Raw genomic sequence first — 19,110 nt, 5'->3', positions numbered from 1 at the left:
GTGTCCGAGGTGCGGGCGGGAGCTGACCTCCAGCACGCTCGGCGGGCGGACGTCCTTCTGGTGCCCGCGCTGCCAGCGCTGAGTCAGGCTCCCTCTTGCACCCGCTGCTCGATCAACGCGAGCTGGGCCCGCATCTCCGCTAGCCGCTCGAGGTAGAGACGCTCGAAGACATCGCTCCTCCGGTCTCGCAGGGAACGCCGGTCCTGGTCGCGCCGCCGGTCCAGGAAGACCGGGACGTCGGTGAGCCTGCGCTCGAGGTTCCCTCGCCGCTGCGCTCGCCGCCGGTCGTGTTCGCGTTCGTCCATGACAGCCTCCTCTCACTCAGAGGGTCGGCTGCGACCGGGCGCCCGGCCATGGTCCGTCCGGACCGGTTATCGGGGGATGGTTCGACCATCCGTCCGGGCTGGACCCCCTCCCCCCACGGGGGGGAGCACCACGATCTCGTCGTGGTCAGAGACGGGGCGACCTTCGACCTCGTCCGGCTCGAGGGTGACCTCGCCCACCACGACGCGGCAGGACGCGAGCTGGCCGGAGAAGGCTTCGCCGAACCTGTCCGAGGCTCTCCGGAGGCACTCCCCCACGGTCGCCCCGTCCACTTGCGTCTGCCTCGTCCCGGCCGCCTCCGCGAGGGGGCCGAAGAGGCGCAGGGCGGGCAAGCTAACCAGGCTCCCCGGGCGGGACCGCTCCCGGCTCGCCGAGAGGGGAGGCGCCCGCGGGGGCGATCCTGGCCAGGTGCGCGGCGTCCGCCGCCCCCGCGGCCTTGAAGGCGGCTTCCGGCGAGCCGCGCTTGTGGAGCGCCTCGCTGTCGATGACCGTGATCGGGGCGTCGCGTCCGGCGGCGATGAAGCGCTCGACGTTGCGCGGACGGCGACGCTGTCGTTTCGCGAGCCGCTCGAGCAGCTGCAGGACGGCCGGCTCCTCCTCGGCCGGACGCGTCTCGATGGCTCCCGCGTCCAGCATGGAGCTCCAGTACGCCTCACCGCGTTCGGTCCGGACGATGCAGATGGACCAGCCGTCGAGCCCGAGGCCGCCGAGGGAGATGTCCGCGTGCTCAGCCGAGAAGTCCGGACAGGTGGGACACCCCCAGGTCCGCGCCATCGGCCGGCAGTCGGCGAGCGGGATCTCCGTCTGCGATCCGTCGTCCATCGTGACGACCACGCGTCCCTTTATGTTGATCTTCTCGACCCGGGTCATCTCGATCCCGTACTGCCCCTGGAGCGTCTGCTCGAGGAACGGCTGGGGGACGAAGGTCTCCGAGCACATCAGCCCGACCGTGAGCGCGATCTTGTTCGACCACTTCCTCACGCCCGAGACGGCCATCATCGGGGCGGCGGAGGTCTCGCAGGACACACCCACCATCGCCACCTTGCGCAGCTTGCGTTCGTGGGCCTCCCGGAGCGCGAGGGGGGTGGCGCAGTAGGTGTACCGGGAGCGCGCCGTACCCAGGACCTCTTCACGGGTCGTGACCAGCTTCGGGACGGTCATCTGCGTCGCCCCGTCGTAGCCGGAGACGACCCCTCCCTGCAGCTGTCCGGTCTGCAGGCCGTGGATCAGGATGGCGGACGCGACGCCGCCGTCCTGGGCGCGCTGCACGACCTCGGGGTCCGAGGACCGAGCCAGGACCACCTGCCTCGCGACCCCGTACACCTCGTCGGGAGCCCGGGTGCGGCCGAACAGGTGCTGCTCGACCGCGGCATGGCGCCAACGCCAGATGCCCTCGTCGGTGTCCAGCCGGGGACAGGACCGGGCGCAGATGTCGCAACCGGTCTGCCCGTGGGAGCAGTCGTCCGGGCGCAGCTCGTCCGTCTGATAGGGCTTCTCCATCCCGAAGTCGTACCCGAGGACGTGGTGGGGGCAGACGAGCACGCACGCCGCGCACCCGCAGCAGACATCGGTGGACACGATCTGCCTGAACAGCTCACGCCACTGGCTCATGCCTAGACCTTCGTCTCCCGTCCCGCCCAGAACGGCTCCCTCAGCTCCCGCTTGCGGATCTTCCCGGCCAGGTCGCGAGGGAGCTCGCGGAACTCGTAGGACTTCGGGTGCTTGTACTGGGCGAGGCGGTCGGCCAGCCAGGCGCGGAGCTCCGGCTCGGTCAGGCTCTCACCTTCCACCGGCTGGACGATCGCGTGCACCGTCTCCCCCCACTCCTCGGAAGGGATGCCTATCACCGCCACGTCCGCGACGCCTGGGTGTCCGTGGATGGCGTTCTCCACCTCGGCCGAGTAGATGTTGGCGCCGCCCGAGATGATCATGTCCCTCTTGCGGTCGACGACGTAGAGGTAGCCGTCCTCGTCGAAGTACCCGATGTCCCCGACGCTGAAGAACCCGTCCCGCATCGACTCGGCCGTGGCCTCCGGCTTCCCGTAGTACTCCGTGATCAGCGAGTTCGAACGGATCCATATCTCGCCCGGCTCCCCCTGGGGGACCGGGTGGCCGAGGTCGTCGAGGATCCTGATCTCGTTGCCCTCACACACCCGGCCGCAAGAACCCGGCCTCTCCAGCTGCTCGTGGGGGTACAGGATCGTGTTGATCCCTGCCTCGCTCGATCCGTAGAACTCGTACAGGACCTCCCCGAACAGCTCGTGGACCCGCACCTTCACGTCGTGGGGGCACGGGGCGGCGGCGACGACGATCACCCTCATGCTGGACAGGTCGTACCTGGCCCTCACCTCGTCGGGGAGGTCGACGATCCGCTGGAGCAGCGTGGGCGCCATGAACGTCGTAGTGCAGCGCTGCCTCTCGATCGTCTCGAGCGCGCGCTGCGGGTCGAACCGCCGCATGAGGACGTTCGTGGCGCCCAGCGCCGTGTTGATCACGGCGAGCGCGGCGGGAGCCGAGTGGTACAGGGGCCCCGCGATCAGGTGGCGGTCCTCTGGGCTCATCTGCAGGAGCTGGATGTAGGTGAACAGGACCGCGGGGTCGGTCCCCTGGGCGCGGTAGGCGCCCTTCGGGTTGCCGGTCGTCCCGGCGGTGTAGGTCATCGAGGCTCCGGTCATCCCCGTATCCATCCCGGGGTGCTCGGGGGAGCCGCCCTGGAGGACCTCGTCGAAGGAGAGCCAACCGTCCGGGACCGCGTCGACCCCCCAGGCCACCTTCACGCGAAGCTCCGGACAGCGACCCGCCACCGAGGCGACGGTCTCGAGCTGGTCCGGACCGCAGAACACCGCGGCGGACCCGGAATCGTTGAGCTGGTACTCCATCTCCGGACCCGTCAGCCGATAGTTCATCGGCACCCCGACCGCCTCGATCTTGCGGTTGGCCGAGGAGGTGATGAAATGCTGCGGTGCGTTGTACCCCACCGTCGTGCACCGGTCTCCCCGGGTGATGCCGAGCGTCAGCAGCGCGTTGGCGAACCGGTTCGCGTCCTCCTCGAGCTGGCCGTAGGTGATCGTCAGGTCGTCGACGACCACCGCCGCCTTGTCGGGCTGCGACTGGGCGTGCATCGAGAGGATGTCCATCTCACCTCCGTGGGGTCGCGACGGCGGCCAGCCTCTGACGGACCCGGCCGACCGTCGTCTCCGGACCGTGGCCCGGCAGGAGCCTCGTCTCGTCGTCGAGCTCGTCGAGCAGCCGGGCCACCGAGTCGGCCAGGGTGACCCGGCTCCCGCCCGGGTAGCCCGTATGCCCAGGACCACCGGCGAACAGCGTGTCGCCGGTGAAGCAGAGCCCGTCCGAGACGAAGCAGACGCCCCCGGGCGTGTGTCCGGGGGTGTGGACGACACGCACCTCGGCTCCCGCGAGGGCGAGCGTGTCGCCCTCGATGACCTCGATGCGACGCGGGGTGACGCGCCTGATCCGCCCGGCGAGCCTGCCCGCGTGCGTGATGATCGGCAGGTATCCGCCGCACGCGGGGTCGTCGAGCCATCGCCGGTCGGCGGCGTGGATGTGGACGGGGATCGCGTACGTGTCGGAGAGCGAGCGCGCGGACCAGACGTGGTCGAAGTGTCCGTGGGTGAGCAGGATAGCTTCAGGGGTGGTGCCGGTCCGCTCGAGCGCCGCGCGCAGGACGGGAGCCGCTCCCACGCCGGGGTCCACGATCATCGCGCGGCCGTCCGCCGGCGAGAACAGGTACGCGTTGGACCGCGTCCGCCCGCACACGAACCGCTCGCAGATCACGAGGGGAGTCTAGAGGGTCGGACGCCGGGAGACCCTCCGGCGCCTCCCGCCCCGGCGTGATCGGCCGGCGCACCCCCGGGCGAGGAGATCGTGTGCGACTGCTCCGGCGCAACACGCCGCATGCGGCGCGACCGGCCGGCCCACGGCCGCCCTCCACCCATCCGAGCGGTCCGCGACGGCGCATGAGGCCGCCGCGCGAGGGACATCAGTGCGCCAGGCCCTCCACGAAGTACCAGACGAAGACGGCGGACACGAGGTACATGAGGGGGTGCACCTCCCGCGCGCGCCCGCGCAGCACGGCGATCAGCGTGTAGGAGACGAACCCGGCTCCCACGCCGTTCGTGATCGAGAAGGTGAACGGCATCATCACCATCGTCAGGAACGCCGGGAGCCCTATCCCGGGGTCGTCCCAGTCCATCTTCGGGATGAGCGACATCATGAAGAACCCGACGATGACGAGGACGGGGGCCGTGGCCTCCGGCGGGATCACCCCGGCCAGGGGGGACAGGAAGAGCGAGAGCAGGAACAGGACCCCGACCACCACCGACGTGAGGCCCGTCCGGCCACCCTCGGATATCCCCGCCGCCGACTCGATGTACGTCGTGTTGGACGAGGCGGACGCGGCTCCCCCCGCGGCCGCGCCGAGCGAGTCCACGAACAGGACGCGCCGCATGCCGGGGAGACGTCCGGACGCATCGAGCAACTTCGCCTCGGCGCTCAACCCGACGACTGTCCCCACCGTGTCGAAGAAGTCCGACAGCATGACGGACATGATCGCCGCGAGGGCGGCTCCGATCCCGACGACCTGGAAGACGTTGAACGAGACGTCGCCGAGGAGGGAGAAGTCGGGCAGGGCGAACACGCGGGATGGCAGCTTGCCGATGTCGTTCGTCCACAGGTCGCCTCCCGCGAAGGCGTTCACCACGATCGCGAAGGCGGTCGTGGCCAGGATCGCGATCAGCAGGGCTCCCTTGACGCGCCTCGCCACGAGGGCAGCGGCGAGGAAGAGGCCGACCACGAAGGTCAGCACGCGCAGGTTGGCGAGCCCGGGGTTGAGCGTGACGATGGGCTCCCCGGCGTCCGGGTGGACGATCAGCCCGGCGTTCACGAGTCCGATGAACGCGATGAACAGACCGATCCCGATGCCGATGGCGCGCTTGAGGTCCATCGGGATCGCGTTGAGCACGGCCTCCCGGAAGCCTGTCAGCACGAGCACCGCTATCAGCAGTCCCTCGATGACGACGACACCCATCGCCTCCGGCCAGGAGAGCCCGAGGGAGCCGACGAGCGTGAAGGCGACGAACGCGTTGAGTCCGAGCCCGGCCGCCATCGCGAAGGGATACCGGGCCCACACCCCCATGAGGATCGTCATCACGCCCGCGACCAGCGCGGTGACCGTGAGCACCTGGGGGAAGGCGAGCTCGACCCCCTCGCGGTCGGGCAGGGCGCCGAGGACCGCCGGGTTGACGAAGAGGATGTAGGCCATCGTCAACCAGGTCGCGAGACCGGCGACGATCTCGGTCCTCACGGTGGATCCGCGCTCGGTTATGGAGAAGTAGCGGTCCAGGGCGCTCGTGCGGGGCTCGGTCTCCGTGTTCATCTCTGTCCTCCTCGGCATCAGATGAACACAGGACGCCCCGGGAATCCAACATCGTGTTTGCGGCCTCCGGGGGGACCCCGGATAGGCTACGGAGCGGATGGCCTCCATCTCCTTCGAGAACGTCGGGAAGATCTACCCGGACGGGACCCGCGCCGTCGGGGGCATGGATCTCGAGATCGACGACGGCGAGTTCATGGTGTTCGTCGGGCCGTCCGGATGTGGGAAGACGACCGCCCTGCGCATGGTCGCGGGGCTGGAGGACGTCTCCGAGGGGGAGATCCGGATCGGAGACCGCGTCGTCAACGACGTCCCGGCGAAGGACCGCGATATCGCGATGGTCTTCCAGTCGTACGCGCTCTACCCCCACATGACGGTGTTCGACAACATGGCGTTCGGTCTGAGGCTCCGCAAGGCGCCCAAGGACGAGATCGCCGAGCGGGTGCAGGAGGCGGCGAAGCTGCTGGGCCTGACCGAGTACCTGCACCGCAAGCCGCGTGCCCTGTCCGGCGGCCAGCGCCAGCGCGTCGCCATGGGCCGCGCGATAGTGCGGGAGCCGTCCGCCTTCCTCATGGACGAACCCCTCTCGAACCTGGACGCGAAGCTGCGCGTGCAGATGCGCGCCGAGATCTCCAGCCTCCAGCAGGAGCTGAAGGTGACGACGATCTACGTCACCCACGACCAGGTCGAGGCGATGACGATGGGCGACCGGGTCGCGGTGATCCGCCGCGGTGAGCTCCAGCAGGTCGCCCCACCCCAGGAGCTGTACGACCGTCCGGTCAACCTCTTCGTGGCCGGGTTCATCGGGAGCCCTTCGATGAACATGATCGCCGCCCGCGTCGAACCGGTGGACGGCAAGCCGACCATCCGCTTCGGACGACACACCCTCCCCGTGCACCCCGAGAGACGGGACATGCTCGACGCACTGAGGTCGTACGAGGGCCGGGAGGTTGTGCTCGGCATCCGCCCGGAGGATCTCGGGGACTCCGCCATCGGGTCCAGTGACCGTCCGACGATCGGCGGCTTGACGAAGCTGAGGGAGCCGCTGGGAGCCGAGATCGTCGCCCACGTCGTGATCGAGGCGAGCCCGGCCGTGACCGACGACGTGAAGGAGCTCGCGCTCGACTCCGACCAGGTGGCGGTCCAGGAGCTGCAACCGACGGACGAGATGACGATCGTGGCGCGGCTCAGCCCGCGCTCGCAGGTGAGGGAGGGAACGCGGGTCGATCTCGCGGTGGACACGTCGATGCTCCACCTGTTCGACCCGCAGACAGGTCTGGCTATCCGATAGGAGGTCGCTCATGCGCATGCGTCTGCTACGCCCGCTCTCGATCGCCCTGATGCTCGCGCTCGTGGGCACGGCGTGCGGGGACACGGGGACAGACGGACGGGATGGAGGCGGAGGGACCGTCGAGATCGCCGCCGTCTGGACGGCCGCGGAGCAGGAGGCGTTCCGCGAGGTCCTCGACGCGTTCACCGAGGAGACCGGCACCCAGGTCACCTACACGTCCACGGGAGACCAGATCGCCACCGTGCTCCGGACGAGGCTCGAAGGCAACGACCCGCCCGACCTGGCCGTGCTCCCTCAGCCCGGCCTCCTGCGCGACCTCGTCTCCCAGAACGCGGTGAAGCCGATCGAGGAGATCGTGGGCGAGACCGTCGACGAGAACTGGGCACCCTCGTGGCGGGAACTCGGGTCCATCGATGACACGCTCTACGGCCTGTGGTTCAAGGCGTCCAACAAGTCGACCGTCTGGTACAACGTCCGAGCCTTCGAGAACGCGGGGGTCGAGGCGCCCGAGACGTGGGACGACTTCAAGAGGACCCTCACCACGATCCGCGACTCCGGGACCACGCCGCTCGCCATCGGCGGGGGCTCGGGGTGGGTGCTCACGGACTGGTTCGAGAACATCTACCTTCGAACGGCCGGGCCCGAGCTGTACGACCAGCTCGTCGCCCACGAGATCCCCTGGACCCACGACTCGGTCAAGGCCGCGCTGCGGACCTTCGGGGAGATCCTCCAGGACCGGAACATGATCGCCCGCAACGACCCGACCGCCTTGGAGTTCGAGGCGTCGGTCGACGCCGTGTGGAGGAACCCGCCCGATGCGGCGATCGTCTTCGAGGGGGATTTCGTGCCCGGCGTGGCCAGCGTCGAGGCGGAGGCGGAGACCGACTACGACGTCTTCGACTTCCCGTCGATCGGAGGGTCACCCGCGGCCGTCGTCGGTTCGGGTGACATGGTGGTCATGCTGGACGACAACCCGCAGGCGCGCGCGCTCCTCGAGTACCTCGCCACCCCCGAGGCAGCCGAGATCTGGGCCGCCAAGGGAGGTTTCGGCACCCCGAACCAGGCCGTGGACGCCAACGCCTACCCGGACCCCATCATCCGCCGCACGGCCACCGCCCTGGCCGAGGCGGAGACGTTCCGCTTCGACCTGTCCGACCTCGTGCCGTCCGAGCTGGGCGGGGACCTGCCCGGGAGCATGTGGGGGATCCTGCAGGAGTTCGCCCGCGACCCGAGCACAGTGGATCAGACGGCTGAGCGCCTGGAGGCGCGCGCCGCTCAGGCGTACGGGTAGCGAGCGGGCCGAGGACGCGCGATGAGCGGGAAGGCGCCCGTCGAGGCGGTACGCGCCGAGACGACGCCCCCCGCTCCGCGCGCCCCTCGGACGAGGGGGCGCTGGGGCGTGGCGCTCCTGTTCCTGCTTCCCGCGCTCGTCCTGCTGGGCGCCCTGGTCGTCTACCCGATCTTCGCCACCGTGGTATTCAGCTTCCAGGGGCCGACCGGACGCGGCTTCGTGGGGCTGGACAACTACCAGCGCATGTTCAGCGACCCGAGGATCCTGCGCGCGATCCGCAACAACGTGATCTGGGTCGTGTTCGTGCCCGCCCTCGTCACGGCGATAGGTCTCGTCTTCGCGGTCCTGACCGAGCGCGTCTCGTACGGACGTGCCTTCAAGACGGCCGTCTTCATGCCGATGGCGATCTCTCTGCTGGCGGGGGGAGTGATCTGGAGGCTCGTCTACGAGGAGAACCCCGAGCGCGGTCTCCTCAACGCGGGAGCCCGAGCGGCGGCCTCCGCCCTGCGTCCGCCCGGTCCGTACGTGGGCGCGACACCCAGCGAGGGGGTGCGGCTTCTGGGGGACGGGTCCATGGCCCTGGTCGGACCCGTCCGGACCGGCACCCCCCTCACCGTGGGGGTCGTGGGCCTCGGGGCGGACAGCACCCCCCCGGAGGCCCGGGAGGCCGGTCTCCCGTCCGTCGGGGCTTCGACCGTGGGCGGCGTGGTCTATCGGGACTTCACCCCGGGAGGCGGGGGGACGCGCGGAGCGCTCGACCCGGGGGAGCTCGGGCTGCCCGAGATGCGCGTCGAGGTGCGCGACGCGTCGGGCGAGGCGCTGGACGCGGCGCTCACCGACGAGAGGGGCCGCTTCACGATCGAGCTCGACGACTCGCCTTCCCGCCTGGAGCTCGTCCTCCCGGCGTCGAACTTCCGTCCGGCCTTCGAGGGGATCCAGTGGCTCGGGCCGACCCTCATCACCCCGGCGATCATCGTCGCCTACATCTGGATCTGGGCCGGGTTCGCGATGGTGGTGATCGGAGCGGGATTGGCCGCCATCTCGCGCGAGGTGCTCGAAGCCGCGCGGGTGGACGGAGCGAGCGAATGGCAGATCTTCCGGCGGATCACCGTCCCGTTGCTCGCCCCCGTGCTCGGGGTGGTGCTGGTGACCTTGGTGATCAACGTGCTGAAGGTCTTCGACATCGTGCTGGTGATCGCGCCGAGCGTGGTCCGCGACGAGGCGAACGTGATCGCGCTCGAGATGTACCAGCAGGCGTTCGGCGCCCGGAACTTCGGGCTCGGCGCGGCCGTCGCCGTGCTGCTGTTCGTCCTCGTCGTACCCGTCATCGCCCTCAACGTGAAGCGGTTCAGGCAGGAGCAAGGATGAGGAGGGCTCTCCGCGGCGCCGGGATGAAGACGGTGATGGCCGCGGTGGGCTTCCTATGGCTGCTCCCCACGCTCGGGCTCCTGCTCACCGCGCTGCGACCGCGCGCCGAGATCTCGCGGTCGGGGTGGTGGAACCTGATCCTCCGGCCCTCTCAGGTGACGCTCGAGAACTTCGAGCGGATACTCGAGAGCCGATTCTTCGTGCGGAGCCTCGTCAACACGTTCGCGATCACGGTCCCGTCGACCGTGGGGGTCGTGCTCGTCGCGTCGATGGCTGCCTACGCGCTCGCTTGGATCGAGTTCCCGGGGCGGGACTGGATGTTCGTCGCCGTCATCGGGCTGCTCGTCGTGCCTCTCCAGATGGCCCTGATCCCGGTCGCCCGTCTGTACGGAACGATCGGGATCTTCGGGTCGATCCTCGGCGCGATCCTGTTCCACGTCGCCTTCGGGCTCCCGTTCGCCATCTTCCTGCTGCGCAACTTCTTCGCGGGGATCCCGAAGGAGCTCCTCGAGGCTGCGCGGCTGGACGGCGCCTCGGAGGCAAGGATCTTCGTCCGCGTCATCCTGCCATTGGGGGTCCCGGCCATCGCGAGCCTGGCCATCTTCCAGTTCCTCTGGGTATGGAACGACCTGCTCGTCGCGCTGGTGTTCACCCGCACGGCGAGCGCCCCGATCACGGTGGCGATCCAGCAGCAGCTGCGGTCCCTGGGAGGCAACATCGACATCATCGCGGCCGCGTCGTTCATCTCGATGGTCGTGCCGCTGATCGTCTTCTTCTCGTTCCAGCGGTACTTCGCGGAGGGGCTGCTCGCGGGTTCCGTGAAGTGAGTCAGTGGGCGAGCATCTTGTTCGAGTCGAGGAAGTCCTCGGTCAGCATGAAGGCCTCCCGGATGACCTCCCGCGTCGTCCGGGAGCGGATGCAGGAGAGCTCGCGCCGGCCGTCCCAGTAGTGCAGGAAGACCTTTATCGTCGTCGCGTCCACCTCGAGCTCGTTCCACGACGGCGGGGTGAGACCACGCAGCCGCTTCGTCGCCACCGTCCCGGAGTTGCAGATCAGCATGCCGTTGAGACCCCAGAAGTACGGGACGTGCTTATGCCCGCAGAGCACGATGTCGACGCCGGCCGCGGTCAGCTCGGCCAGCAGGTCGCCGGCATCGGTGACGATGTTGCGCTCGCGGCCCGCGCCGGGCACCGAGACCAGGTGGTGGTGCACCACGAAGATCTTGACGTCGCCCGGGTGCGTGTACTGCTCGCGTATCCATTGGTAGTGCTCACGGCCGACCTTGCCCTCGTTCAGGTCGGGCTCGGACGAGTCGACACCGACGACGGTGACGCCGGTCGCCCGCACCCGCTCGGCGCGCTCGGGCTCGAACTCGATCCGCATCGTGGGGAACCGGTCGCCGAACAGCCTCTGGAAGTGGATGTAGCCCACGTTGCGCGAGTCGTGGTTCCCGGGGATCACGATCTTGGGAGCCTGGATCCGCTCGAGGTAGGCGGCGGCCTCCTCGAACTCCCACTGGTACCCCGCCGCCGTCAGATCGCCGGCTATCACGACCAGATCGGGCGACATCGAGTTGACGTTCTCGATGGTCCGCTCGACGAATCCCGCGTCGAAGGTGACCTCGCCGCAGTGGATGTCGCTGAGCTGGACGATGCGCAGCGGGAAACCCGTGATCGGCATGCCGGTAGCATAGCGGTCGATGTCTGGCGCAGCCGCTCACAGCCTCGTCCGCCGACTGGGGAAGGTTCCGATCTTCTCCCAGCTCGACGATCGCAGCCTGCTCCGCGTGCTGGGCGCGTCCGCGAACCTCGTCTGGACCGACGGTCGGGACGTGTTCCGGGCGGGGGACCCCGCCGAGGCGCTCTACATCGTCATCTCGGGAGGGGTCGCCATCATCGATGGCGACCGGCACGTGATCGACGTCCCGGAGGACGGATGGTTCGGGGAGATGTCGCTGCTGCATCCCGACGCCCGCCACACGAAGACCGCCCGGGCCAAGGGGGAGACCGAGCTCATGGTCATCCGCCGGGAGTGGTTCGAGGCGATGCTCGAGTCCGAGACGGAGCTCGCCGCCCACTTCCGCCGGGCGCTGGAAGAGCGAGGGGCGGGACCGCAGGCCGACGAGGTGTCGGCGGGTTGAGCCCGGGTACCTAGTCGGGGGACCTGGAGGAGGAGCATCATGCGGAGCTGGAACCAGCGGATCGCGGCGATCCTGGGCAGCGTATACCTGCTCGTGGGGGCGGCTGGCTTCGTCGTCACCGGGTTCGGCGGGTTCGTCGACCGGGTCGGCGGGTCGCTGCTCGGCTTCCAGGTGAACCCCCTCCACAACGTCGTGCACCTCGGTATCGGGATCGCGCTGCTCGCAGCGTCGCTGTCCGGGCCCGCCGCCTCCCGGACCATGAACTTCGCGGTGGGAGGCGTCTACCTCGTGGTGGGGCTCGTCGGCCTCTTCCTGCTCGGGAGCGAGGCGAACGTCCTGGCGCTGAACCACCCCGACAACCTCCTGCACCTCGGCACGGCGGCGGTCCTCCTCGCGGTCGCGTCGACCGCCGACCACGTGCGAGCCTCCCGCCCCACGCGGGCAGCCGCGGTCCGGACGACCGGGTCCCCCGCTCCCGTCCTCGCAGGCACCCAGACCGAGCCCGTCCCCGCCTATGCGGAGGGGGAGCACACGATGGCGGCCGAGACGCTCCCGGACAACCCGGCTCCCGCGGCGGACGACGACTGGGACTACGGAGAGGACTGGGAGGACGACGACGCCGACTGGGACGAGCCGGCCGCCCAGGCCGACGACTGGCAGGACGAGGCCGAGAGCACGCAGGCGATGTCCGCCGCCGAGATCGCCCAGGAGCTGGATGACGACTGGGACGAGGAGTGGGAGGAGGAGGAGGCCGAGGCCCCACCCGCCACGCTCACCCAGCAGCCCGCCGACGACCTCTCGAACCTGACCAAGGAGGAGCTGTACCAGCGCGCGCAGGACGCTGATATCCAGGGCAGGTCGGCGATGACGAAGGAAGAGCTCGTGGAAGCGCTGAGGGCGGCTGGGGGTTAGGGCTCCAGAGGAGCGGGGTCGAGGAGGCGATGGGTCGATGCCGTTGACGACGCACGTGGTGCTCGGTCAGAGGGCTGAACGCATCCTCCTGCTGCTCCACGGGTTCGGCGCCGACGAACGCGACCTCGCGGGTCTGCTCCCCCACCTCGACCCCGAAGGACGGTTCGCCGCCATCCTCCCGCGCGGCCAGTACTCCGGCCCGGCCGGGTACGCATGGTTCCAGATCGGCTCCCCCCTGTCGGTCGTGGCCGGCCAGATCCGGACCTCCCTCGACTCCATCGAGGAGGTCTTCGACAAGGCCTGCGACGACTACGCGATGTCACGCGAGCAGGCGGTGGTCGGCGGCTTCTCACAGGGAGGGTGCCTCGCGATGGCGCTCGCGTACGGGCGCGACCGCGGACAGCGGCCGGCCGGCACGCTCGTCATGAGCGGCTTCCTCCCCCCCGACCCGGGATACGACTACGACTGGAGCGCGGACCCGCCGCCCGCGCTGATACAGCACGGGACATCCGACGAGCTCGTGCCGGTCCAGGCGGCCGAGCAGGCCGCACAGGTGCTGTCCGGCAACGGCGTGCCGGTCACGTACCGCACCTACGCGATGGAGCACCAGGTCTCCCTCGAGTCGGTCCAGGACGCGAAGGCTTGGCTCGACGCGGTCCGGGCCGGCGAGCGTCCGAGCGGGCCCGTCCCGGAGGGTGAGACCCCCCCTCCCCCGCCGGAGGAGGCCGACGACGCGCTGGTCCGCAACGTCGGCTCGGTCGGCTTCGACCGGGAGGTGCTGCAGAGCCAGGTCCCGGTGATCGTGGACTTCTGGGCTCCCTGGTGCCAGCCCTGTCGGGTCGTCTCCCCGATCGTCGAGCAGATCGCCGCGATGAGGCAGGGCTCCTACAAGGTCGTGAAGGTGAACATCGACGAGGCGCCGGACATCGCGCAGCGGTACCAGGTGCAGTCGATCCCCATGATCGGCCTGTTCCGCAACGGCCGGCTCGAGCGGGTGTCGATGGGGGCGAAGCCGCGCCCCCAGATCGAGGCCGAGCTCGGGATGCTGGTGATCCCCTAGCCCATCGCCTCGCGCAGCGCCGCGTTCAGCTCCTCCCAGATCCCGGGCGCGGAGGCGACGACCCCCGGGTCGCTGGCGATCGGACGCGGGAGCTGTCCGAGCCGGCCCCCCGCCTCCCGCACGATGAGCCCGCCCGCGGCCAGGTCCCACGGCTTGAGGCCCGACTCGTAGTACCCGTCCAGGCGCGCGCATGCGGTCCAGACGAGGTCGAGGGAGGCGGTCCCGGCGCGGCGGACATCCCGGGCGCGTCCGATGAAACGGGTGAGGATGTCCGCCTGCTCGATCCGGACGACCGGGTCGTAGCCGAACCCGGTGGCGATGAGGGAGCCGTCCAAGGAAGCGGCGTCCGAGACCTGGATGGGGGCTCCGTTGCGCTGCGCTCCTCCGCCCCTGGTCGCGGTGAACAGCTCCTGACGCAGAGGGTCGAGGACGACGCCGACGAGGACGTCCTCCTCGTCCTCCACGGCCACGCTCACCGCCCAGTGCGGGATCGAGTAGAGGTAGTTGACGGTCCCGTCGAGCGGATCGACCACCCACCTCAGCCCGGACCGGGACTCGGCGCTCCCGCCCTCCTCCGAGACGATCCCGTCGTCGGGACGCTCACGGCGCAGGACGGACAGGACGGCATCCTCGGCCGCGCGATCGGCGTCGCTCACCGGGTCCGTGGCGGTGGACTTCGTCTCGAGCCCCCGGACCGGACCGCCGAACCGCTCCATCAGCGCCTCTGCTCCGGCCCGGGCCGCCCGGACCGCCACCGCCAGCAGGTCAGGGCTGCTGCTCGTCATCCGTCCGCCTGTTCGCCACGCGCTCGCGGATCTCGCCGCCCACCTGGTCGAAGGTCGCGGAGAGCGCCTCGGTCAGCGTCTGGACCGCGCTCGCCACCTCGCGTCGGAACCCCTCGTCGCGGACGGCCGTCCCGACGGCGTCGAACGCCTGGCCGACGGCGTCGGCGAGCGTCCGCAGCGCGTCCTCCACCTGGCGGCTCTCGGCGGCACCAACCTCGGCCGCCTCGCGGTCGTAGTGCTCCTTCAGGCGTCGGCCGACCTGGCTGAACCTCTCGCCCACCTGTTCCCACACCTGTCGCTCGTCGTTCATCCCGGGCTCCTCTCAAGCTCGGCCGACGCGCCCGTGCTGGACGCGGTCTAGAGCCTAGGCGGAGGGAGCCGCGTCGCGGACGACGCCCTCGAACCTGCGCAGGGACTCGACGTTCCGCAGCCAGGTGAGACGGTCGAGGACCGGGTTCCACAGCGCGGCGGTGAGCGGTCCCGCGCCTCGCTCCTCCAGCCGCACGCGCGTGCCGTGTCCGGACCCGGCGATCTCGATCGCGACCCGCGCCATCCCCATCGGGCGCGCCTTGGCCAACAGCACTATCCGCCGGGAGGGCTCGATGGACTCGACCCGCGTCTCGTCCCTCAGGCGCAGTGGACCGACGCCTACCTCGTGATGGAACGCCGATCCCGGCTCGGGCCAGTCGGGGTCGGCGTAACGGAACCTCCGAGCGCCGACGACCCACCGTGGGTAGGTGGACGCATCCGTCAGGACCGACCAGACGAGGTCGACGGGCGCGTCGACGACGCGCTCGTTAACGGCCAACGCCGGCCTCCTCGCTGGAGGACAACCGTCCTGCCGCAAGCCGGCGTGGGGTACTCCGCGTCCGGGCCTCCGCAGTCATGGCTCACCTGTTACCCCGCCTCCCCGTCTTCGAAGCCCGCTCGGCCGAGCGCCTCCTCCAGACGGCGACGCATCGGCTTCACGCCCGCGAGCCCGGGCAGCGTGGCCACCTCCGCGTCGATCTTGTCCGCCAGATCCCGGCCCTGCCGGTCCCGGAACAGGTACAGGATGACCCGGTCGGCCCCCTCGGAACCCGCGAAGTTCTCGCCGACTATCCCCCACCACCTCTCCATCGCCGACCGTGCGGCGCGACGCGCGCGGGGACTCGCCTCCAGGTGCGCAGACGCTATCCGGCGGTAGAAGCGGGCATGGTGGGCCTCGTCCCGCATGAGGTTGCGCAGCAGCGGGTCGAGCACGGGATGCGGATCGGGGTCGTTCAGCTTGCTCCTGAGGCTGCCGTACCCCCGCATCGTCATCACCTCGTTGCGGTAGCCCAGACAGGCGTAGACCGCCGCGTAGAGCTCCGGAGCGATGGACCCGGCGACCCCTGCCACGAGCTGGCTGTGACGCTCGGCGAACCCGAGCCGGGCCCGCCGCGCATCCTGGGACGGCCCCCGCGTGGAGACGCGGATCCCCCGGTACTCGTCCAGGAACCGGTGCAGCGCTATCCCGTGCCAGTTCTCCTGTACACCCCAGCCCGCTGCGAAGTCGGTGCGCTCCGTGGTCGCCCGCACCGTTGCGGAGGCGAGCGCCAGGTGCAGGTAACCCGCACAGACGTGGCCCTCGATCAGGTCCATGTACTCCAAGGTCGCGATCGCGTCGTCGGGGAGCTCGCGGTCCCGGCACCGGTGCCAGGGGACCTCGTCGAACCAGGCCGGGCGCGCCTGCTCCAGTGCCGGCGGGAGCCCGAGGTCGTATCCCGTGTCCGTCGCGATCTGCATGCCATGCATCCGCCGCCGCGTGGGTAGTCGGATGTCCCAGGAACGACGAGGGCGCCGGCAGGGTAGATTCGGAGCCGCGGCTGGCCCCCGTAGCTCAGGGGATAGAGCACAGGTTTCCTAAACCTGGTGTCGGAGGTTCGAATCCTCCCGGGGGCGCCGAGAGGCACTCTCTTCGAACCGTTCCGCAGGGCCGGGGCGGGACGCCGCGTCGGCGCGCTATGGAAGATGGCCGCCCGGAAGGAGTTCGCTGATTTGAACGTCGGTCGCGAAGACCGGCGACTCGCCCGACGGCTCACCACCCCCGACGCGGTGGTGATCGGCGTCGGCGCCATGGTCGGCGCCGGGGTGTTCGCCGCGCCGGGCCCCGCAGCAGCCGCCGCAGGCACGTGGCTGCTCGTCGGTCTCGCCCTTGCAGCCGCCGTCGCCTACGCCAACGCCACCTCGTCGGCGCAGCTCGCCGCGCTGTACCCGGAGGCCGGCGGGACCTACGTGTACGCCCGCGAACGACTGGGTGACTACTGGGGCTTCCTGGCCGGCTGGGGCTTCGTCGTCGGCAAGACCGCGAGCCTCACCGCGATGGCGCTGACCTTCGGCTCCTACGTCAACCCAGAGCTCGCGCGCCCGCTGGGCATCGGCGCCGTTGTCACCATGACCGCCGTGAACTACCGCGGTGTGGAGAGAACCGCACGCTTCACCCGGATCATCGTCGCGCTGGTCCTCGCTACCCTGGCTATGACTGTCGCGGCGTCGCTGCTCGGCGGCCACGCGGCCGGGGGCAACCTCACCGCCGAGTTGCCCAACGGCGTGTGGGGGGTGCTGCGGTCCGCAGGCCTGCTGTTCTTCGCCTTCGCAGGCTACGCCCGGCTGGCCACCTTGGGCGAGGAGGTCCGCGAGCCGCAGACCGTCATCCCCAAGGCGATCCCACTGGCCCTGGGCGTCGTCGTGATCGTCTACGCCGTCGTGCTGTCGGCCGCCCTCGCCGCCGTCGGACCGGAGCGACTCGCCGGGGCGCCCGCCCCACTGGCCGTCGCTGTCGGTGCGGGGCGGTGGGCGGTCTTGACGCCGGTGGTGCGCGTAGGCGCCGCGGTGGCGTCGGCAGGCGTCCTGCTCTCCCTGCTGGCCGGCGTCAGTCGCACCGTGCTTTCGATGGCGCGCCGGCGGGAGCTCCCCGGGTTCCTCGACGCGGTGCACCACCGCCACCGAACGCCGCACCGCGCTGAGCTCGCCGTAGCGGTCGTCGTGTGCGCCGTGGCGCTCTTCGCCGACCTGCGTGAGGCCATCGGGTTCAGCTCGTTCGCGGTTCTGACGTACTACGCGCTGACGAACGCCTCCGCGTGGACGCTGACAGACGCGGAGCGACGGTGGCCTCGGTGGCTGGCCGGCGTCGGACTGGGGCTGTGCATGCTGCTGGCCTTCACGCTGCCGTTCGTCGCCGTCATCGGGGGCCTCGCGCTGCTCGCCACCGGATCGGTCGTTTGGCTCGGCACACGCCCGCTTTCGCCGGACGGGTGAGGCCTGCGGCGCAGGCCATGCGGCACCCACGGCGTCGGCGACCCCGACACCACGTTCGACTCAGAGAGGAGGGGCGCCTCGAGACGACGACCTGGGTGACGAGCGCGCTCACCCGGACCTTCCTGCGGTTGGGGAGGGCCCGACCGAGAACCGGAACCCGGGAATCCCGGCTCCCCCGAGATCGTTCACATGGTCATGGAACTGGGCGTATTCACCTTCGTGCAGGGCGACCCGTCGGTCGCGCCCGCCGAGCGCATGCGCAACGTGCTCGAGGAGGCCGAGCTCGCCGACCAGCTCGGCCTGGACGTCTTCGGGGTCGGTGAGCACCACCGCTCGGACTTCCTCGCCTCCGCTCCTGCGGTCGTGCTGGCCGCGGTTGCAGCGCGCACGACCCGGGTCAGGCTCACGAGCACGGTCTCGGTCATCAGCTCGGACGACCCCGTCCGCGTGTTCGAAGGGTTCGCGACGTTGGACCTGCTGTCGGAGGGCCGCGCCGAGATCATGGCGGGCCGAGGTTCGTTCGTGGAGCCGTTCCCGCTCTTCGGCTACGACCTCGCAGACTACGACGAGCTGTTCGCCGAGAAGCTCGAGCTGCTGCTCGAGATCCGGCGATCAGAGATCGTGACGTGGTCGGGACGTCACCGGTCGCCCATCGAAGGACGCGGGGTGTACCCGAGGCCGGTGCAGGACCCGCTCCCGGTCTGGATCGCGGTGGGCGGGAACCCGCCATCGGCCGTGCGCGCCGGAGCCCTCGGACTGCCGATGGCTCTGGCGATCATCGGCGGGGAGCCGGCTCGGTTCAAGCCGATCGCGCAGCTGCACGCGGAGGCGGCCCGCCGCGGGGGCCACGAGCCTCCCCGCCTGAGCATCAACTCGCACGGCTACATCGCCGAGACCTCGCAGGCAGCGATGAACGAGTCCTACCCCGCCGTGTCCGCCGCCATGAACAAGATCGGGCGCGAACGCGGTTGGCCCCCTATGTCCCGTCCCCAGTACGAGGCGAGCGCCACGCTGCACGGCGCCAACTTCGTCGGCAGCCCGCAACAGGTCGTAGAGAAGATCCTCTTCCAGCACGAGATCTTCGGACACGACCGGTTCCTGCTGCAGTTCACGGTCGGGACGATCCCGCACCGTCAGGTGATGAGGTCGATCGAGCTGTTCGGGACCGAGGTCGCCCCGGTGGTGCGCCGCGAGCTCGCCCGCAGCCCCGTCTAGGACCTCACCCCCGAGGACGGCAGGACGAACGAGAACCTCGTCCCGTGTCCGAC

The 19,110-nt window shown here is 70.1% G+C and carries 20 protein-coding genes and 1 tRNA gene; 10 read left to right on the top strand and 11 right to left on the bottom strand.

Annotated elements, in window-relative coordinates; genetic code table 11:
- Positions 1-83 precede the first annotated feature (83 nt).
- The 6 genes from VM840_09880 to VM840_09855 all read right to left on the bottom strand — a co-directional run bounded on the left by VM840_09880 (position 84) and on the right by VM840_09855 (position 5,719).
- Complete coding sequence (locus tag VM840_09880; GenBank protein HVL81887.1) at positions 84-305, bottom strand: hypothetical protein; 222 nt, start codon at positions 303-305, stop codon at positions 84-86.
- Between the two features lie 66 nt (positions 306-371).
- The gene (locus VM840_09875) at positions 372-656 is read right to left on the bottom strand and encodes a MoaD/ThiS family protein (protein HVL81886.1); all 285 of its coding nucleotides are present in this window, start codon (positions 654-656) and stop codon (positions 372-374) included.
- A 1-nt stretch (position 657) separates the two neighbouring features.
- Positions 658-1,935: a Coenzyme F420 hydrogenase/dehydrogenase, beta subunit C-terminal domain gene (locus tag VM840_09870; protein HVL81885.1), complete on the bottom strand. Its 1,278-nt coding sequence runs from the start codon at positions 1,933-1,935 to the stop codon at positions 658-660.
- Between the two features lie 2 nt (positions 1,936-1,937).
- The gene (locus tag VM840_09865) at positions 1,938-3,461 is read right to left on the bottom strand and encodes an AMP-binding protein (GenBank protein ID HVL81884.1); all 1,524 of its coding nucleotides are present in this window, start codon (positions 3,459-3,461) and stop codon (positions 1,938-1,940) included.
- Between the two features lies 1 nt (position 3,462).
- The gene (locus VM840_09860) at positions 3,463-4,119 is read right to left on the bottom strand and encodes an MBL fold metallo-hydrolase (GenBank protein HVL81883.1); all 657 of its coding nucleotides are present in this window, start codon (positions 4,117-4,119) and stop codon (positions 3,463-3,465) included.
- Between the two features lie 205 nt (positions 4,120-4,324).
- Positions 4,325-5,719 (bottom strand): NCS2 family permease, encoded by a 1,395-nt coding sequence (locus tag VM840_09855; protein HVL81882.1) that lies wholly within the window; start codon positions 5,717-5,719, stop codon positions 4,325-4,327.
- A 97-nt stretch (positions 5,720-5,816) separates the two neighbouring features.
- Here VM840_09855 and ugpC point away from each other — a divergent pair, with 97 nt between their 5' ends.
- Genes ugpC through VM840_09835 form a run of 4 tightly spaced genes read left to right on the top strand, consistent with a single transcriptional unit; the run spans position 5,817 to position 10,493 of the window.
- Positions 5,817-7,007 carry a sn-glycerol-3-phosphate ABC transporter ATP-binding protein UgpC gene (ugpC, locus tag VM840_09850; GenBank protein HVL81881.1) on the top strand — a complete coding sequence of 397 codons (1,191 nt, stop codon included), beginning with the start codon at positions 5,817-5,819 and terminating at the stop codon, positions 7,005-7,007.
- 10 nt (positions 7,008-7,017) lie between these two features.
- The gene (locus tag VM840_09845) at positions 7,018-8,298 is read left to right on the top strand and encodes an ABC transporter substrate-binding protein (GenBank protein ID HVL81880.1); all 1,281 of its coding nucleotides are present in this window, start codon (positions 7,018-7,020) and stop codon (positions 8,296-8,298) included.
- Between the two features lie 21 nt (positions 8,299-8,319).
- Entirely contained in the window at positions 8,320-9,666 is a 1,347-nt protein-coding gene (locus VM840_09840) for a sugar ABC transporter permease (GenBank protein HVL81879.1), read from the top strand.
- Complete coding sequence (locus VM840_09835) at positions 9,663-10,493, top strand: carbohydrate ABC transporter permease (GenBank protein ID HVL81878.1); 831 nt, start codon at positions 9,663-9,665, stop codon at positions 10,491-10,493. The genes VM840_09840 and VM840_09835 overlap by 4 nt, the downstream gene beginning before the upstream one ends.
- Position 10,494: 1 nt before the next feature.
- On the opposite strand, the gene VM840_09830 is transcribed toward VM840_09835, so the two are convergent.
- A complete protein-coding gene (locus tag VM840_09830; GenBank protein ID HVL81877.1) occupies positions 10,495-11,346 on the bottom strand; it encodes a metallophosphoesterase in 852 nt (283 codons plus the stop codon).
- Positions 11,347-11,365: 19 nt separating this feature from the next.
- Between VM840_09830 and VM840_09825 the strand changes: the two genes are divergently transcribed.
- From VM840_09825 to trxA, 3 genes are read left to right on the top strand one after another with little or no spacing between them, the layout of a single operon-like run.
- Positions 11,366-11,806: a cyclic nucleotide-binding domain-containing protein gene (locus tag VM840_09825; protein ID HVL81876.1), complete on the top strand. Its 441-nt coding sequence runs from the start codon at positions 11,366-11,368 to the stop codon at positions 11,804-11,806.
- 39 nt (positions 11,807-11,845) lie between these two features.
- Positions 11,846-12,718: a DUF4383 domain-containing protein gene (locus VM840_09820; GenBank protein ID HVL81875.1), complete on the top strand. Its 873-nt coding sequence runs from the start codon at positions 11,846-11,848 to the stop codon at positions 12,716-12,718.
- Between the two features lie 37 nt (positions 12,719-12,755).
- On the top strand, positions 12,756-13,778 hold the full coding sequence (gene trxA, locus VM840_09815; GenBank protein HVL81874.1) for a thioredoxin: 1,023 nt from the start codon (positions 12,756-12,758) through the stop codon (positions 13,776-13,778).
- Here the strand turns inward: trxA and VM840_09810 are convergent.
- The 4 genes from VM840_09810 to VM840_09795 all read right to left on the bottom strand — a co-directional run bounded on the left by VM840_09810 (position 13,775) and on the right by VM840_09795 (position 16,330).
- Positions 13,775-14,563, bottom strand: coding sequence for an inositol monophosphatase family protein (locus VM840_09810; GenBank protein ID HVL81873.1), 789 nt, complete (start codon positions 14,561-14,563; stop codon positions 13,775-13,777). The two genes, trxA and VM840_09810, sit on opposite strands and share 4 nt — an antisense overlap.
- Positions 14,544-14,873 (bottom strand): hypothetical protein, encoded by a 330-nt coding sequence (locus VM840_09805; GenBank protein HVL81872.1) that lies wholly within the window; start codon positions 14,871-14,873, stop codon positions 14,544-14,546. Before VM840_09805 ends, VM840_09810 begins: the two co-directional genes overlap by 20 nt.
- Before the next feature lie 54 nt (positions 14,874-14,927).
- Positions 14,928-15,371 (bottom strand): SRPBCC domain-containing protein, encoded by a 444-nt coding sequence (locus VM840_09800; GenBank protein ID HVL81871.1) that lies wholly within the window; start codon positions 15,369-15,371, stop codon positions 14,928-14,930.
- An 89-nt stretch (positions 15,372-15,460) separates the two neighbouring features.
- Entirely contained in the window at positions 15,461-16,330 is an 870-nt protein-coding gene (locus VM840_09795; GenBank protein HVL81870.1) for a hypothetical protein, read from the bottom strand.
- Between the two features lie 83 nt (positions 16,331-16,413).
- On the opposite strand from VM840_09795, the gene VM840_09790 reads away from it, so the two are divergent.
- The 3 genes from VM840_09790 (at position 16,414) to VM840_09780 (ending at position 19,057) form a co-directional block, all read left to right on the top strand.
- A tRNA-Arg gene (locus VM840_09790) sits at positions 16,414-16,486 on the top strand.
- 69 nt (positions 16,487-16,555) lie between these two features.
- Positions 16,556-17,842 carry an APC family permease gene (locus VM840_09785; GenBank protein HVL81869.1) on the top strand — a complete coding sequence of 429 codons (1,287 nt, stop codon included), beginning with the start codon at positions 16,556-16,558 and terminating at the stop codon, positions 17,840-17,842.
- A gap of 195 nt (positions 17,843-18,037) precedes the next feature.
- Entirely contained in the window at positions 18,038-19,057 is a 1,020-nt protein-coding gene (locus VM840_09780; protein HVL81868.1) for an Atu2307/SP_0267 family LLM class monooxygenase, read from the top strand.
- The last annotated feature ends 53 nt before the right edge of the window (positions 19,058-19,110 follow it).

The sequence above is a fragment of the Actinomycetota bacterium genome (genome assembly GCA_035540895.1).
Classification (GTDB): Bacteria; Actinomycetota; JAICYB01; order JAICYB01; family JAICYB01; genus DATLFR01.
Note: the sequence above shows the minus strand (reverse complement) of the source record. Positions and strands in the feature narration are given on the sequence as shown.